This is a genomic window from Bradyrhizobium sp. HKCCYLRH3059, from assembly GCF_051168035.1.
Lineage (GTDB): Bacteria > Pseudomonadota > Alphaproteobacteria > Rhizobiales > Xanthobacteraceae > Bradyrhizobium.
The window spans coordinates 1-16,161 of record NZ_JBNPUF010000011.1; the positions used below are offsets into that span (position 1 = coordinate 1).

14 protein-coding genes are annotated in these 16,161 nt (G+C 66.1%); all 14 read right to left on the reverse strand.

Annotation, left to right across the window (positions count from 1 at the left end; genetic code table 11):
• Positions 1–187: 187 nt before the first annotated feature.
• The 14 genes from garD to ACQR13_RS28100 all read right to left on the reverse strand — a co-directional run bounded on the left by garD (position 188) and on the right by ACQR13_RS28100 (position 16,154).
• Positions 188–1,729, reverse strand: coding sequence for a galactarate dehydratase (garD, locus tag ACQR13_RS28035; protein WP_315752330.1), 1,542 nt, complete (start codon positions 1,727–1,729; stop codon positions 188–190).
• Between the two features lie 147 nt (positions 1,730–1,876).
• Positions 1,877–3,325: an aldehyde dehydrogenase family protein gene (locus ACQR13_RS28040; RefSeq protein WP_315713556.1), complete on the reverse strand. Its 1,449-nt coding sequence runs from the start codon at positions 3,323–3,325 to the stop codon at positions 1,877–1,879.
• Between the two features lie 53 nt (positions 3,326–3,378).
• Positions 3,379–4,734, reverse strand: a complete 1,356-nt coding sequence (gene gudD / locus ACQR13_RS28045) for a glucarate dehydratase (protein ID WP_315752331.1) — start codon at positions 4,732–4,734, stop codon at positions 3,379–3,381.
• A gap of 156 nt (positions 4,735–4,890) precedes the next feature.
• Positions 4,891–5,835, reverse strand: coding sequence for a 5-dehydro-4-deoxyglucarate dehydratase (gene kdgD / locus ACQR13_RS28050; protein WP_315752332.1), 945 nt, complete (start codon positions 5,833–5,835; stop codon positions 4,891–4,893).
• Between the two features lie 134 nt (positions 5,836–5,969).
• Positions 5,970–6,872, reverse strand: a complete 903-nt coding sequence (locus ACQR13_RS28055) for a LysR substrate-binding domain-containing protein (protein ID WP_315713553.1) — start codon at positions 6,870–6,872, stop codon at positions 5,970–5,972.
• A gap of 497 nt (positions 6,873–7,369) precedes the next feature.
• Positions 7,370–8,008: a DsbA family protein gene (locus ACQR13_RS28060; protein WP_315752333.1), complete on the reverse strand. Its 639-nt coding sequence runs from the start codon at positions 8,006–8,008 to the stop codon at positions 7,370–7,372.
• Complete coding sequence (locus ACQR13_RS28065) at positions 8,005–10,119, reverse strand: protein-disulfide reductase DsbD family protein (RefSeq protein WP_315752334.1); 2,115 nt, start codon at positions 10,117–10,119, stop codon at positions 8,005–8,007. The genes ACQR13_RS28060 and ACQR13_RS28065 overlap by 4 nt, the downstream gene beginning before the upstream one ends.
• A 177-nt stretch (positions 10,120–10,296) precedes the next feature.
• A complete protein-coding gene (locus ACQR13_RS28070) occupies positions 10,297–10,644 on the reverse strand; it encodes a hypothetical protein (RefSeq protein WP_434863458.1) in 348 nt (115 codons plus the stop codon).
• A gap of 151 nt (positions 10,645–10,795) precedes the next feature.
• A complete protein-coding gene (locus ACQR13_RS28075; protein ID WP_315752336.1) occupies positions 10,796–11,683 on the reverse strand; it encodes an MBL fold metallo-hydrolase in 888 nt (295 codons plus the stop codon).
• A 70-nt stretch (positions 11,684–11,753) separates the two neighbouring features.
• The gene (locus ACQR13_RS28080; RefSeq protein WP_316200731.1) at positions 11,754–11,957 is read right to left on the reverse strand and encodes a YgaP family membrane protein; all 204 of its coding nucleotides are present in this window, start codon (positions 11,955–11,957) and stop codon (positions 11,754–11,756) included.
• 88 nt (positions 11,958–12,045) lie between these two features.
• Positions 12,046–12,714, reverse strand: coding sequence for a Crp/Fnr family transcriptional regulator (locus tag ACQR13_RS28085; protein ID WP_316226219.1), 669 nt, complete (start codon positions 12,712–12,714; stop codon positions 12,046–12,048).
• 264 nt (positions 12,715–12,978) lie between these two features.
• The gene (locus tag ACQR13_RS28090; RefSeq protein ID WP_315752338.1) at positions 12,979–13,893 is read right to left on the reverse strand and encodes a DUF1259 domain-containing protein; all 915 of its coding nucleotides are present in this window, start codon (positions 13,891–13,893) and stop codon (positions 12,979–12,981) included.
• Positions 13,894–13,944: 51 nt separating this feature from the next.
• On the reverse strand, positions 13,945–15,336 hold the full coding sequence (gene chrA / locus ACQR13_RS28095) for a chromate efflux transporter (protein ID WP_315752339.1): 1,392 nt from the start codon (positions 15,334–15,336) through the stop codon (positions 13,945–13,947).
• Positions 15,333–16,154 carry a sulfurtransferase/chromate resistance protein gene (locus tag ACQR13_RS28100; protein WP_315713545.1) on the reverse strand — a complete coding sequence of 274 codons (822 nt, stop codon included), beginning with the start codon at positions 16,152–16,154 and terminating at the stop codon, positions 15,333–15,335. The genes chrA and ACQR13_RS28100 overlap by 4 nt, the downstream gene beginning before the upstream one ends.
• Between the last annotated feature and the right edge of the window lie 7 nt (positions 16,155–16,161).

The window sequence follows — 16,161 nt, forward strand, 5'->3', positions numbered from 1 at the left end:
CAGCGATTGATCTGCGCGACCCCAAAACTGTCAACTATGTCCCCGAACAGGTGTAAGCTATGTCTCCGGGCTGAACAGAAGCGAAGCAATCCAGGATGGTGGGCGGGACCCTGGATTGCTTCGCTTCGCTCGCAATGACGGGGAGAGGTTTGAGCGAGGCAATTGGCATGGCAGGGTGAGCCCTCCCTCAGGTCACCGGAGCCGGATTGAACAAGGTCAGATCGTTGTGGATGCCCCAGCGGTCCGACCATGGCTTGGTGCGGCCGGAGGCGACGTCGAGGATCAGCTTGAACAACTCCCAGCCGGTTTCCTCGATCGTCATCTCGCCGGTGGCGATGCGGCCGGCGTCGAAGTCGATCAGATCCTTCCAGCGGCGCGCCAGCTCGCTGCGGGTCGCGACCTTGATGACGGGCGCCGCCGCAAGGCCGTAGGGCGTACCGCGGCCCGTGGTGAACACCTGCAAGGTCATGCCAGATGCGAGCTGCAGGGTGCCACAGATGAAGTCGGAGGCTGGCGTCGCCGCGAACAGCATGCCCTTTTGCCTGGCCTTCTCGCCCGGCGCCAGCACGCCGTGGATCGGACCGGAGCCCGACTTCACGATCGAGCCCAGCGACTTCTCGACGATGTTGGCGAGGCCGCCCTTCTTGTTGCCGGGCGTCGTGTTGGCGCTGCGATCGGCGCCGCCGCGCGCGAGATAGGAATCGTACCAGTCCATCTCACGGATCAGCGCGCGGCCGACGTCCTCGTTGATGGCGCGCCGGGTCAGCAATTGGATCGCGTCGCGAACCTCGGTCACCTCCGAGAACATCACGGTCGCGCCCGCGCGCACCAGCAGGTCCGCCGCGAAGCCCACTGCGGGATTGGCGGTCACACCGGAGAACGCATCGCTGCCGCCGCATTGCAGGCCGATGACGAGATCGGACGCCGGGCAGGTCTCGCGGGTGCGCTTGTTGAGTTCGGCAAGGCGGCGATCGGCCTGGGTCATGATGGCGTCGACGATGGCGCCGAAGCCGTCGAAGGCCTCGTCCTGCATTCGGACGATCGAGTCTTCAGTGCCTTCCGGCAGCAGCCGCTCCGGCGCGAGCTTCTCGCAGCCGAGGCCGACGACGAGGATCTCGCCGCCGAAATTCGGGTTCAGTGCGAGGTTCTGCAGGGTTCGGATCGGCACCACGGCATCTGGCGCCGTGATCGCGACACCGCAGCCATAGGCGTGGGTAAGCGCGACGACGTCATCGACATTCGGGTACTTCGGCAGCAGCTCGCTCTTGATGCGCTTGATCGCGAATTCCAGTGTGCCCTTGACGCATTGGACCGAGGTCGAGATGCCCAGCACGTTGCGGGTGCCGACCGAGCCGTCGCGATTGCGATAGCCTTCGAAGGTGTAGCCTTCGAGCGGCGGCAGCGGCCCCGGCACCGCGGTGGAGATTTCGAGCTGATCGAGGGCAGGAGCCTCAGGCATGTCGATGCGAGCCTCGTCCACCCATTCGCCGGATGCGATCGGCGACTTCGCATAGCCGATGATCTCGCCGTAGCGGACGATCGGCGCGCCCTCGGCGATGTCGACCAGTGCGGTCTTGTGGCCCTGCGGGACGAAGCTCCTCAGCGTCAGGCCATCGGGAAATTTGGTGCCGGCAGGCAGGCCGAAATCGTTCACCACGATCGCGACGTTGTCGCGCGCGTTGAGCTTGATGATGCGGGGCTCCTGGTTGGCGACGACCTGCTGGTTCATGCTGGCTCCGTTCCGCTCCGGTGGGTGGGCAAAGGCGCGGAGCGCCGTGCCCGCCTACTTCCTTCTTTCATCCCCTCTCCCCGTAAGAACGGGGAGAGGGAGTGGACCGTCGATGCGGCCCGTCTGTTAGCTCACGGCGGACGAGGCTCACACCGGGAAGGTGTAGGCCGTCTTCACCGTCGTGTAGAATTCCCGCGCGTAGGAGCCCTGCTCGCGGGCGCCGTAGCTCGAGCCTTTGCGGCCGCCGAACGGGACGTGATAGTCGACGCCGGCGGTCGGCAAATTGACCATCACCATGCCGGCCTCGCTGTTGCGCTTGAAGTGCGAGGCGTATTTCAGGCTGGTGGTGCAGACGCCGGCCGCGAGGCCGAACTCGGTGTCGTTGGCGATCGCCAGCGCCTCGTCGTAGTTCTTGGCGCGGATGACGCAGGCGACCGGTCCGAAGATCTCCTCGCGGGCAATGCGCATCGCGTTGGTGGCCTCGGTGAACAGCGCTGGCTGCATGTAGAAGCCGGGCGTCTCGCGGTTGAGCAGCTCGCCGCCCCAGGTGAGCTTGGCGCCTTCGTCCTGGCCGATCTTGAGATAGCGCTGATCCTGCTCGAGCTGGTTGGCGTCGACCACCGGGCCGATATGGGTGCCCTGCTTGACGGCGTCATCGACCACAAGGCCCTTGAGCCGCTCGGTCATCGCCGCGACGAACTTGTCGTGGATGCCCTCGGTGACGATCAGGCGCGAGGACGCCGTGCAGCGTTGGCCGGTCGAGAAATAGGAGCCGTTGACACAGGCTTCGACCGCGACCTTGACGTCGGCATCGTCGAGCACGACCATCGGATTCTTGCCGCCCATCTCCAGCTGGAACTTCTTCATCGGGTTCGACAGCACGCAGGCCTGCGCGATCTTGCGCCCCGTGCCGACCGAGCCGGTGAAGGAGATCGCGTGAACATCCGGATGCTCGAGCAGGGTCTGGCCGACCACCGAGCCGGAGCCGACGACGAGGTTGAAGACGCCGGCGGGAAGGCCGGAGCGCGCGATGATCTCGGACAGCGCATGCGCCGAGCCGGGCACCAGCTCCGCCGGCTTGAACACGACCGTGTTGCCGTAGCAGAGCGCGGGCGCGATCTTCCAGGCGGGGATCGCGATCGGGAAATTCCAGGGCGTGATCATGCCGACGACGCCGACGGCCTCGCGGGTGATCTCGACGTCGAGGCCCGGACGGACCGAGGCGCCCTTCTCGCCGGTGAGGCGCAGCGCCTCGCCGGCAAAGAACGCAAAGATCTGGCCGGCACGGGCGACCTCGCCGATGCCCTCCGGCAGCGTCTTGCCCTCCTCGCGCGCCAGCAGGCGGCCGAGCTCTTCCTTGCGCGACAGGATCTCCGCCGAGATCTTGTTGAGCGCGTCATAGCGCTCCTGCGGCGTCGAGCGCGACCAGGCCGGGAAGGCGGCCTTGGCGGCGGCGATCGCCTTCTCGGTCTGCGCCTTGTCGGCCTTGGCGTATTCGCCGACGACGTCGTTGGTGTTGGACGGGTTGATGTTGCGGGTCACCCCGCTGCCGTCGACCCACTCGCCGGCGATGAAATTCTTGAGGATCGCGTTCATGTTGTTCTCCAGACTTTGCGCGATTGCTCGGACAATCTAACCGATCGCCCCCGTCATCGCACGAGACAGGGGCGCTTGTCGTCGAAGGTCCAGCCGGGGATCAGATACTGCATTGCGACGGCGTCGTCGCGTGCACCGAGCCCGTGGCTCTTGTACAGCGCATGGGCCTTTTCGATGGCGCCGCGGTCAACCTCGACACCGAGCCCAGGTTGCTCGGGCACGGCGATCCTGCCGCCCTTGATCTGCAGCGGCGCCTTGGTCAGCGCCTGGCCGTCCTGCCAGATCCAGTGGGTGTCGATGGCGGTGACCTTGCCCGGCGCAGCGGCGGCCACGTGGGTGAACATCGCCAGCGAAATGTCGAAATGGTTGTTGGAGTGCGAACCCCAGGTCAGACCATTGTCGCGGCAGGTCTGGGCGACGCGCACCGAGCCCTGCATGGTCCAGAAATGGGGGTCGGCCAAGGGAATGTCGACCGCCCCGAGCCGCAGCGCATGGCTGAGCTGCCGCCAGTCGGTGGCGATCATGTTGGTCGCGGTCGGCAGGCCCGTGGCGCGGCGGAACTCGGCCATGATCTCGCGGCCGGAGAAGCCGGCCTCGGCGCCGCAGGGGTCCTCGGCATAGGCCAGGATGCCGTGCATGTCCTTGCACAGCCGGATCGCTTCATCGAGCGACCAGGCGCCGTTGGGGTCGAGCGTAACGCGCGCCTGCGGGAAGCGTTTTGCCATGGCGGTCGCCGCCTCGATCTCGGCCTCGCCGCGGAGCACGCCGCCCTTCAACTTGAAGTCGGCGAAGCCATAGGCGTCGTGCGTCGCCTCGGCGAGCCGCACCACAGCTTCGGGCGTCATCGCCTCCTGATGTCGCAGCGTATACCAGCCGTCCTTCTCGCGCTCGCCGGTGGCGTAGGGCAGGTCGGTCTTCTTGCGGTCGCCGATGAAGAACAGATAGCCGAGCGCCTCGACGGAGGCGCGCTGCTGGCCTTCGCCGAGCAGGGCCGCCACCGGCAGGCCGAGATGCTGGCCGAGCAGGTCGAGCAGCGCGGATTCGACTGCGGTCACCGCATGGATCATGACGCGCAGATCGAAGGTCTGCTTGCCGCGGCCGCCGGCGTCACGATCGGCGAAGGCGGTACGCATCGTGGCGAGGATGGTGTTACAGGCGCCGATGCTCCTGCCCACGATCAGGCTCTTCGCATCCTCCAGCGTCTGCCGGATCTTCTCTCCGCCGGGCACCTCGCCGACGCCAGTGTGGCCGGCATTGTCGGTGAGGATGACGAGGTTGCGGGTGAAGAACGGCCCATGCGCGCCGCTGAGATTGAGCAGCATGCTGTCACGGCCGGCCACCGGAATGACCTCCATGCCGGTGACGATCGGCGCGCCGGAGATTCCGGTGCTGGTGGCTGCGTGACTCATGTGCTCCTCCCGGTCTTCTTCCTATCTCCGTCATTCCGGGGCAGCCCGTCAGGGCTGAACCCGGAATCCAGAGATTGGCTTGCGTCTCTTCTTATCCATCAACTCGGAGATTCCGGGTTCAAGGCCTTGCGGCCTTGCCCCGGAATGACAGCAAGATCACTCCGCCGCCTGCTGTGCCGAGACGGCGCCCGGCAGCGCCTTCACCAGCGCCGTCAGCTCCGCCATCTCCTCCGCGGTCAGATCGGTCAGCGGCAGGCGGACAGGGCCGGAATCGCGGCCGATCACCTTCATGCCGGCCTTGATGATCGAGACCGCGTAGCCCTTCTTGCGGTTGCGTATCGCGATCAGCGGCAAAATGAAATCCTTCAATCCGGCATGGATGGTGGCGTGGTCGCGCTTGCGCACTGCGGCATAGAAGTTCGTCGCGAACTCCGGCACGAAGTTGAACACGGCCGAGGAGTAGGTCGTCACGCCCATGTCGAGATAGGGCAGGGCGAAGGTCTCGGCGGTCGGCAGGCCGCCGATATAGGTCAGGCGGTCGCCCATCCTGGTGTAGACACGGGTCATCAGCTCGATGTCGCCGATGCCGTCCTTGTAGCCGACCAGGTTCGGGCAGCGCTCGCACAGCCGTGCCAGGGTGTCCGGCTGCAGGATGGCGTTGTCGCGGTTGTAGACGATGACGCCGATCTTGACCGATTTGCAGACCGCCTCGACATGGGCGGCGAGGCCGTCCTGCTCGGCATGCATCAGATAGGGCGGCAGCAGCAGGAGGCCGTCGGCGCCGGCCTTCTCGGCGCCAATCGCGATCTCGCGCGCGATCGCGGTGCCGTAGCCGGTGCCAGCGAGCACGGGCACGCGGCCCTTGGTCTCGTCGACCGCGACCTTGACCACCTCCGGCACCTCGGCCGCGGTCAGCGAGAAGAACTCGCCGGTGCCGCCGGCAGCGAACAGGCCCGCGACGTCATAGCCGCACAGCCAGTCCATGTTGGCGCGATAGGTGGCCTCGTCGAACGAATAGTCGGCCTTGAACGGCGTCACGGGGAAGGAGAGCAGGCCGCTGCCGATCTTCGCAGCCATTTCCGTCGGGGTCATCTTGCTCATCGCGCGGGTCCTTCACGAATGTCCTTGGGAACGGGCGCGGCCGGCGCCGGCGCGCATTCCCCCGGGCGATGTCGTAGGACCAAGTTCGATGCCGGTCCAAGCCAATGACGGTATCGATTGATGCGGATCAGATATCAATCTTCCGCGTGCTGCACGGCGAGATTGCCGGCCAGCTCGACCAGTGCCGGCAGCAGCGGATTGTCGTGATCGCGCCGCCAGACCAGGAACAGCTCGGCCGGCGTCGGGTTGCGCAGCTTCAGCGGCCGCAGCCGGACATCGGCGATCTTCAGGCTGGAGGCAGCTTCGGGCACGATCGCAAGCCCGAGGCCGGCGCGCACCATCGCCAGGATCGAGTGGATCTGGCTCAGATGCTGCACGTAGCGGGGCAACACCTCTGCACGCATGAACTGCGACACCAGGAGATCGTGGAAATAGCGCGCCTCGGTCTGCGAATACATGATGAAGTTCTGGCCGTCGAAATCACGGATCGACACGGCCTCGGCGGAGGCGAGACGATGGCGGCGCGGCAGCGCGGCGCAGAGCGGCTCGGCGACGACGCGGCGGGTGGCGAATTCGGGGCGCGCGATCGGCGGCCGCAGCAGGCCGGCGTCGATCTGGCCGGAGGCCAGCGCCTCGATCTGGTCGCCGGAGACCATTTCCTTCAGCGACAGATCGGCTTCTGGAAGCTCGCTGCGGCAGGCGGCGACCAGATCGGGCAGGAAGCTGTAAGCCGCGGCCGCGGTGAAGCCGATCTTGAGCGAGCCGCTCTTGCCGCTGGCAATGCGCTGCGCCACCTGGGCGGCGCTCTCGGCCATTTTCAGGATGCGCCGTGCCTCGGGCAAAAAGCTGCGCCCGGCCGGCGTCAGCTTGACCGAGCGGCTGGTGCGCTCCAGCAGCACCGCATCGATGATGTGCTCCAGCACCTGGATCTGCCGCGACAGCGGCGGCTGCGTCATGTTGAGCCGGATCGCGGCGCGGCCGAAATGCAGCTCCTCGGCCACGGTGACGAAGCAGCGCAGCTGGTTGAGGTCGAACATCGATGCGTCCTCGGCATGGATACGGCGGATTGTGCGGGCTTGGTAGCATCGATTGGGTGCCGTGGGAATGTTGGCGGGATCATCGGCCGCGGCTTGGCAGACGCGCCCAGCTCGGCGGTTCGCATCAGGCGGGGCCACTGCCTGCCGCGGCCGTCATGCGCGGAGCGAAGCGATGATGCAATCCCGAGTCGCCGGCCGCCGTGGTGCCCGCGCACATGTTGACATCTGCAATGCAATACGCCCGCGGCGTGCGCCGCGCATCGCCGGCCATGCCGCGGCCGACGACCCCGGCTGCCACCTCGCCAATGCCGAGATCGGCCTGACCGTGCCGGCCAACCGCATCACGACCTCACTCTATCCTATCGCGGAAGTGAATCAGGAAGCTCCGCTGTCCCAAACGTCCGGAACGAGATCTCCTTCTCCGTTGTGGCCAGCTACTGAGCCGCACGTTGCGGGCGCGGCGCTGCGGCTGTCCATGGCGAGCGTCAGGTGCCTGCTCACTTGGCGGATGCAGCAGCGCGGGCATCCGCAATGGCCTGCTTGAAAGCCTGTGCATTGGGGACGCCGGGGATGCGGAAATGGCCGATGATGAAGGCCGGCGTGCCGCGGAAGCCGAGGCCCGTGGCCTGCTCGTGATTGCGCGCGAGCACGGCGTCGATGTCGGCGTGCTTGGCCGCGAGGTCGGCCTTGGCGCGGGCGAGGTCGATTCCGGCACCGCTGAGCGCCGCATCGACCTTGGCCTCGGACAGCTTCTCATTGAGCGAGATCAGCGCCTCATGGGCCTCGGCGAACTTGTCCTGATATCTCGCCGCCAGGGTGAGGCGTGCCGCGTAGATCGAGGCGCCGCCGAAGATCGGCCAATCCTTGAAGACGAGACGGACGTGACCGTCGTCGCGAACCACCTTGGCGAGCTCCGGGCTGATCTTGCGGCAATACGGACACTGATAGTCGAAATACTCGACGATCGTGATGTCGCCCTCGGCGTTTCCGACAGCAGGGATGGCGGGATCGTGCAGGATGCGCGCTTCGCTCAGAATGTCGGTGTCGTCGTCCTCGGCGCGAGACTGGATCGGCAGGATGGCCGCAGTCAACAGCAGCAGCATGGCGATCGATGCGGCAAAGGTCTTCGTGGTCATGACTTGTCGTTCTCCTGATGAGGGATGGTCGAGGCGGTGTCGATGGCGTCCAGCACGGTCTGCGGCGTCAGCAGTTCGGGGAGCAGGATGCCGTTAGGAGCTCCGGGGCCGAACACGACGTTGAACGGCAGGCCGTAGCGGCCAAAGGATCGGAGATAGGTCGCGATCGCGTCGCTGGGTGAGGTCCAGTCCGCCTTGACGGCAACGACGCCCGACGCCAGTCGGCTGCGCACGGCCGTGCTGTCGAGCACGAGCTTCTCGTTGACCTTGCAGGTGACGCACCAGCTGGCGCCGATGTCGACGAAGACCGTGTGACCGGCCCGCACCTGCGCCGTGATCTCGGCGGGCACCAGCGGCTGCCAGGCGATTCCGGCCGGCCGGCTTGCGCCGTCCGGCTGCTTGACGGAGGTGGCGGCGATCAGCGCCAGTCCGATCGTGCCGGCGAGGCCGGCTCCGGCGATCGTTCGCCGCAACGGGAAACGGAGCGACGCCATGATCAGAGCGGGGACGAGCAGCGCAGCGGCAAGGACGGCCGCAGTCGAGGGTCCACTGATGTCGGCGAGCACGATCAGCAGCCATAGCGCGGTCGCCGCCATCGCGAGCGCTGCAAGCACGCGCAGCTTCAGCATCCAGCGGCCGGGCCGCGGGAAGAGTGCGGCAAGGCCTGGCGCCGCGGCCAGAGACAGATATGGCGCAGCCATGCCGAGCCCGAGCGTGGTGAACACCAGCAGGATTTGCGGTGCGGCCTGCGACAGCGCAAAAGCGACGGCGGTCCCGACGAACGGCGCGGAGCACGGCGTGGCCAGCAGCGTCATGACGAAGCCGTTGATGGCATGACCTGCCATCGTCCTGTGGCTCGCGGCGTTGCCAAGGCGGCCGGCGATCCACCACGGCAGGCTGATCTCGAACAGGCCGAGCAGGTTGGCACCGAATGCCGCGAGCACGATGATCATCGCGATGAGGAAAGCGGGCTGCTGAAACTGCAAGCCCCAGCCGACCTCGGCGCCCGCGGCCTTGAGTGCGGAGAGGACGGTGGCAAGTGTCACGAACGAGGCGACGATGCCGGCCGCCGTCGCCAGGAATGCCCGGCGCGGCGAGGGCGCGTGTGCGGGATCGTGATCGACCAGCGAAACGAGCTTCAGCGACAACACCGGAAACACGCAGGGCATGAAGTTGAGGATGAAGCCGCCGAGCAGGGCCACGCCGAGCATGGTCCAGATCGATGCCGCCGAAGGACGCGGTGCCGGTGTGGCTGCTTTGGCCGCAGAAGCGCGAGCAGCTTGATCGGCATCCACCGGAAGCATGGCCTCGATCGATCGGTCGCCATCGACCAGGGTGACCCGCAGGCGTTGTCCCGGACCGGCCTGATCGAAGCCTTGCACCGGCACGGTGATCCGTACGCCGCCGTCCGACATCGGGCTCACCTGGGGACGGCCGCCGGACACGGCATCGTTCCCATCAAGGAAGACGTCGGGCGCGTGCAGTGGCGGCGTCGCATGCGCCTCGAGCTGCAGATGCGGCTTTGGTTGCCGATCGATGCGCAACGCCGTGATGGAGAGCCCCGGCGAGCTCGCGCGGGGGACGCTCTGCCGCCATTCGTCGATCAGCGCCTGATCGTTCGGCCGGTGCGAGACGGCGGGGATGTCGGCCTCGAGATGGGCCTCCTGCTGGGTGCAGATGACCGAGCAGACGAACAGCACCGTTTTCAGTGTGAGATGTGCGGGCGCCGCTCCATCCTCGAGCCGCACGCGCAACGGAAACAGCACGTGCTCAGCGTAGCCGAACGTGTCGATATCCTGCTCGCTGAAGCGGCTCGGCGCCGGCCATTCGACGGTGACATCGGCGACGTTGCGTGAGCCGCTCCAGTCGAATTCGGGTGGCGCGCCGGCATCGCCGGGTGAGCGCCAATAGGTGTGCCAGCCTGCATCCAGCCTGACATCCAGTCCGGCCCATGCCGCGGCCGGGCCGCCGTCTGCTCGCGTGACGTCGCCGACCAGCAGGCGCGTGTCGACGTTCGCCTGCGGGCGCAGCTCGCCCGCGACAGCGGTCGTCGCCGCAAGATGGAGCAGGCCGAGCAGCCATGCGAGCCGGCCAAGATGACGGATGGACATGATGATCTCCCGCGCGCTGATCGTGCATTGCGTGGCAGTTGCGCTGCGCGACCCGGCGCAAGGCGCGCCTGGCAATGGGCACCTTAAGCCGACCTGCACGACGCACGATCGATGGTGGATATTCGTCCGCTCAAGTCACGACGTTACGCGGCCCGTAAGCCGATGACGACGGAAGGATCAGGCGTGGCGACAGGGGGGACGGTAGGGCGAGGACGCGTCGCATTGCGTTGTCAGCGCCTCGTCATAGGGGCGCCAGGACAGCGTCCGGGAGGCGGCAACCGGCTGCGCCGCCGCACAGTCGCTCGCCGGGACGGCGGTCAGACCAGCCGCGGCAAACGGACACGTGTTGATCATGCCCGGGATGACGGCCTTCCTGCAGGGCTTGGGCGCGCTCGTGGTCGTTCGGGACCATTGGTGCGCACCGGCACCGGCGCCGGCGTCTGCCGTTGCAACCTCGAACGTTCCGAGCAGAGGCGCCAGACTCAAGACGAGCGCGATCAGCGCCGCTATCAGGCGGCGTGTCATCGCTGGCATCTCGAAATCAGCACGCCTCATCTTGGATCAATTTCTCCAGTTTGGACTGGTCGCGCAGACCGGCCGCTCTTGGCAACTGACATCTTCGTGACACCGCGAGCTCGCGGCCAAGCCGGCATCGCGTGAGCAAAGCGAGTGGTTCTCAAAGTACGTTGATCGGTACCTTCAGGAATGTCTTTCCCGTCGCGTCCGCGGGAGGCAGATGTCCGGCGCGGATGTTGACCTGAAGTGATGGAATGATCAGGCGCGGCATGCCGAGCGTCTTGTCGCGGGCCTCGCGGAGCGCGACGAACTCGTTCTCGGTCATCCCGTCTCGCGCGTGGATGTTGTGGAGTCGCTCCTCGCCGACGGTCGTTTCCCAGCGCACCGCGCGGTCGTTTGGGGCATAGTCATGACACATGAACAGTCGGGTCTCGCGCCGCAGCGTCTCAAGGATCTTCCGGATCGAGCGGTACAGCGTGCGCGCATTGCCGCCTGGAAAATCGGCCCGCGCCGTTCCCCCGTCCGGCATGAACAGGGTGTCGCCGACGAAAGCGGCATCGCCCATCACATGTGTGGCACAGGCCGGCGTATGGCCGGGCGTGTGCATCACGAAGGCCGTCATCTGTCCCACCTGATAGGTGTCGCCATCCTTGAACAGCCGGTCGAACTGGCTGCCGTCGCGGCGAAATTCCGTGCCCTCGTTGAAGACCTTGCCGAAGGTCTCCTGCACGGTCAGGATATGTTCGCCGATGCCGATCTTGCCGCCGAGCTTGTCCTGGATATAGGGCGCAGCGGAGAGATGATCCGCATGCGCATGCGTTTCGATCAGCCACTCTGGCCTGAGGCCGTTGATCTTCACGTAGTCGATCAGCATGTCGGCGGAACGGGTGCTGATGCGGCCGGCCGCGTAGTCGATGTCGAGGACGGGATCGACGATCGCGCAGGACGGCGATGACGGGTCCTTCACCACGTAGCTGATCGTGCTGGTGTCAGGATCGAAGAATCCGGCCACCTTCGGCTGCACGCCGAGATCGATTGGATAGGACATGGCTGCTGCTCCACGATTTGGCTCTGGGGCGGCATCGCCGCCCACGCCCCGTTTTGTCGTCCAGAACGGTCTAAGACGTCGGATTGGACTTCGTTCCGCAGGTATTGATGCCGAGCATCGCGTAGGGCGGGCACCAGCCGGTCAGTGCGGTGCCGAGCGGGATCAGGCCCAGAAGGCCCCACAAGGTGTGCGGCCCTACGACCGTGAGACTGAGGATGGCGAGTCCGACGATGATCCTGAGCAGCCGGTCGATCTTGCCAATGTTCTGTGTCATGTCGCGCTCCCTTTGGCTTGCGATGATGCAGACGATAGAGCGGGACATTGCGCGGGTATGTAACTAAGTCACCAAGAGACGCCGGTTCCTAGCCATGCTGGGCCAGCTGGACGAGCGCCGGTCTGTCGGTGATCTCGACGATTCCGCGAGCCATTCGCAACCAGCCGCGCCTTGCGAATTCATTGAGCTGCCGGCTGATGACCTCGCGCGCGCTGCCGAGCTCGTTGGCGAGCTCCTGATGCGTCGCAGCGATCTGCTGCTTCGCCCCGGCGAGATCCAGAAGCTTCTGCGCGAGCCGCACATCGATCCGCTCGAACGCGACTTCCTCGATGATGCGGAAGAGATTGGTGACACGGCGGCTGAACGCGGTGAAGACGAACTGGCGGAATTCGCGCGAGCTGGCGATCAGCCCGTCGAACAGCGCGCGCGGGATCGCCACTGCACGGATCCGGGTTTCCGCGATGCCCTCGGCCTGGTATTCCTCGTAACCCATCAGGCAGGCCGTGGTCAGCGCGCAGCTCTCGCCTGCCTGGACGCGGTAGAGCACGATCTCGCGGCCGGACTCGGACGTCTGCTGCACGCGGATGGTCCCGTCCAGCAGCAGCAGGAAGGAGTCCGGCGCCTGGCCGGGGCCGAAGATCCGGCTGCCTTCCGGAAGCTCGACAATGAGGCTGGCCTCGCGCAACTGCGCGAAGATCTCCTCCGGCAATTGCCGCAACGGCGGGAAAGCGAGCGTCCAGTCCTGCTTCGACGGCATCACGACATCCGGCTGCGCCACATCGGCGTCGTCCAGACTTGCCATAGGATCGCGCGTGGGTCGAGGGACGGGATCTGCCCCCGTCCCCAATCTTCGGAACCACGAGAGAGCTCGCATGGACTCCGGCAGCGCGTTGCCTTGCAACCGATCGGCGTCTCACGCATGCGCGGCCGTTGCAGGTGGGTCAGACCAAAAGGTTGCCGCACCTGCCGGCAGAGCAAGGCCCGCACACTCTCGGACCGCGCCTTTCCTCGCTCTTTGCTCTTAGCTCTTGGTGCTTGCCGTCTTGTCGAGCGCCGCCCGCAAACCCTTGGCGAGCTTGATCGCATCATCGTTCGCCCAGAAGTGCATGAAGAAGAGGCGGGGGTGTTCGTCCAGCATGTGACTATGCAGTGCCGTGACCTCGATGCCGTGGGCACGGAGCGTCCGGATCACGGGGTTCACCTCCTCCCCGCTCAGCACGAAGTCACCGGTGACGGCGGCCTTGCCTGCGCCGGTCGGCTGGAAGTTGATGCCCGTCGCGACGCCCATCGCCGCGACGGGAGACAAGGATAGTCCACCCTCGACGATGGGATCGCGTCGCGGCACGCTGAACTGATAGACTCCGCCATTGGCCTGTCCTTTGACCGCAAGGATCTGATCGAGCTGTGCCGTGTCGAGATCGATGGCCGGCGGCGGCGTGGTCGGCGACGCCGCAACCGTCAACGGTGTCTTGCTGTCGGCGAGGGCGTCGCGGATGGCGGACGCGAGTTTGACCGGATCTCCGTGACCGACGACATGCATGTAGGACGTTGCTGGGCTCGCGCGGAGCAGATGGTTGTGCACGGCGCTGATTTCGAGCCCGCCGGCGATCATCTTCGCCATCACCGGGTTGATCTCTGATTCCAGCAGGACGAGATCGCCCATGATCATGGTGGCGCCATGCGCCGGCTTGAACGCGACCCAGCCGCCGAGCGCGAGCGCCGGCCTGATGGTTACGCCGTCCAGGGTCACCGAGAGATCGGTGCGCGGGAAGCCGTACCGGCGGACGTCTCCCGCCACGGACGGCTTCCGGCCCAATGTCTCGTCGACCTTCTGCCAATCGATGTCCTGTGCGCGCGCCGTCGAGACGATCGGTCCGGCGCCGTGTGCGAGGAGGCAGGCGCCGAGGCCCAACAGACTCCAGATCGTGCTTCTCATCGTTCGCTCCTTTTGGTCTGGCACTGCCCCGTGTTCCGTCGCAGCGTGCTCTCAGATGACGCCCGCAAAGCGCATCAGGATGCCCGCGATGCACGAGGCGGCGAGCACGACGAGCATTCCCACGTTGAAGCGGAAAATGGCCGTGGCGGCCGCAACCGACAGGACAACGGCCGGCAGGTCGATGCTCATCGGCCGGGGCGCGTCGAATGACAGTCCGAATCCCTGGATCGGAAAGGTCTCGCGGAAGAGGGTGTGCAGCGCGAACCAGATCGAGAGATTGAGAATCACGCCGACGACGGCGGCGGTGATGGCCGAGAGCGCGCCGCCGAGCGCCTTGTTTCCCCGCAACGCCTCGATGTAGGGCGCGCCGACGAAGATCCAGAGAAAGCAGGGCGCGAACGTCACCCACGTCGCCAGCAGTCCGCCCAGCGTGCCTGCGAGCATGGGAGACAGCCCGCTCGCGCCGCGGAACGCGGCCATGAAGCCCACGAACTGGACGACCATGATCAGGGGACCGGGAGTCGTCTCAGCCATGCCGAGGCCGTCGAGCATCTCGCGCGGAGCAACCCAGTGATAGTACTCCGCGGCCTGTTGCGCGACGTAGGCGAGCACGGCGTAGGCGCCGCCGAACGTCACCATCGCCATCTTGCTGAAGAAGATAGCGATCTGACCGAAGACGTCGTTCGGCCCGAGCAGGATCAGCAGTGCGAAGACGGGGGCGAGCCAGATCGCGAGCCAGACGGCCGCCACGCGCAGCGCGCGCGAAGCGTTCGGACGGACGTGATCCGGCACGGCTTCGCCGAGCATGCTGTCGATCGCACCGGCGTTCTTGCCGCCGTGTTCGAGGGCTGCGAATTCCGGCCGGCCGAGGCGGGCAGCGACGAAGCCGATGACTCCGGCAGCAATGATGATGATCGGAAACGGCGCGCGGAAGAAGAAGATCGCGACGAAGGCTGCGGCCGCCAGTCCGATCATGATCCGATTGCGTAGCGCGCGCTTGCCGACGCGGACGACGGCCTGGATCACGATCGCCAGCACGGCCGCCTTGAGGCCGAAGAACAAGGCTTCGACGACGCCGACATTGCCATAGGCCGCATAGATGTAGCTGAGGCCCATGATGGCGAAAATGCCGGGCAGAATGAAAAGTGTGCCCGCAACGATGCCGCCGGTGGTCCGGTGCAGCAGCCAGCCGATATAGGTCGCAAGCTGCTGCGCCTCGGGTCCCGGCAGCAGCATGCAGTAGTTCAGGGCGTGCAGGAAGCGGCTCTCCGAGATCCAGTTCTTCTCCTCGACGAGGATGCGATGCATGACCGCGATCTGGCCGGCGGGGCCGCCGAAACTCAGACAGGCCACCCGGATCCACACGAGAAGCGCGTCGTTGAAGGAGATGCCATGGGCGTGCTCGGCCGCAACCGGCTTCCGCGATGCTACGAGGTCCGTCATGACTTCACCTTGCTGGACGGCCAGTTGTGCGCCTCCTTCGTGGCGTCCCGGCACCAGCGGTAGAAGGCATCATAGAGCAGCAGCCCCGCGCTCAACTGCTCCAGATCGTCGTCGTACATTCGCGACAGCCCGAGTGAAGCGGCAAGGAGGCCGGGAGCCTCGGGCGAGAGATCAAGTCGCGCCGTATCCGCGGCCCGCACCAGCGTGGCGAGTCGTTCCAAGGGTGGTGTCCGCAGACCGAGCTCCTCGACCATGACGTCGAAGGTGCAAAGCTCGCCGCGGTGGCTCCAGAAGACATTCTCGATGTCGAAGGGAGTGGCTTGGAAACGCTCGGCGACGGCTTCGACTTCGGCCGGCGTCACGAACAGGAAGACCGCTGCAGGGTCGACGAAGCGACGGATCAGCCATGGACAGGCGATGCGGTCGATCTTGGGACGTGATCGCGTGACCCAGACGGTGCGGCCGCGGTCGTCCCTCGCGGGAATCCTGTCTGCGGGCACGGTCGGGAGTTGGGACTCCGTCCAGCCGACGTGGCCGCCCTCGAGGACCTCGGCTGCGACGTTGCTGCACCGGAGCCAGGCCGCGGTACCTTCGCTCAGCTTCTTGCCTTTCTGGCAGATCACGACAACCGATTGGCCGGTGAAGCTCGGTGCCCATTGCTGGACGTCGAGATGGGAGCGCCTGACGGCGCCGGGGATGAGGCGTGGGTCAGCGGCGAAATCCTCGTCGACACGCACGTCAACGAGCCGTGGCGAGGTCGCCGTGCCGATCAGTCGAGACAATTTTTCGGGTGAGATCGAGGTGTATGATGATGACATGCTGCGC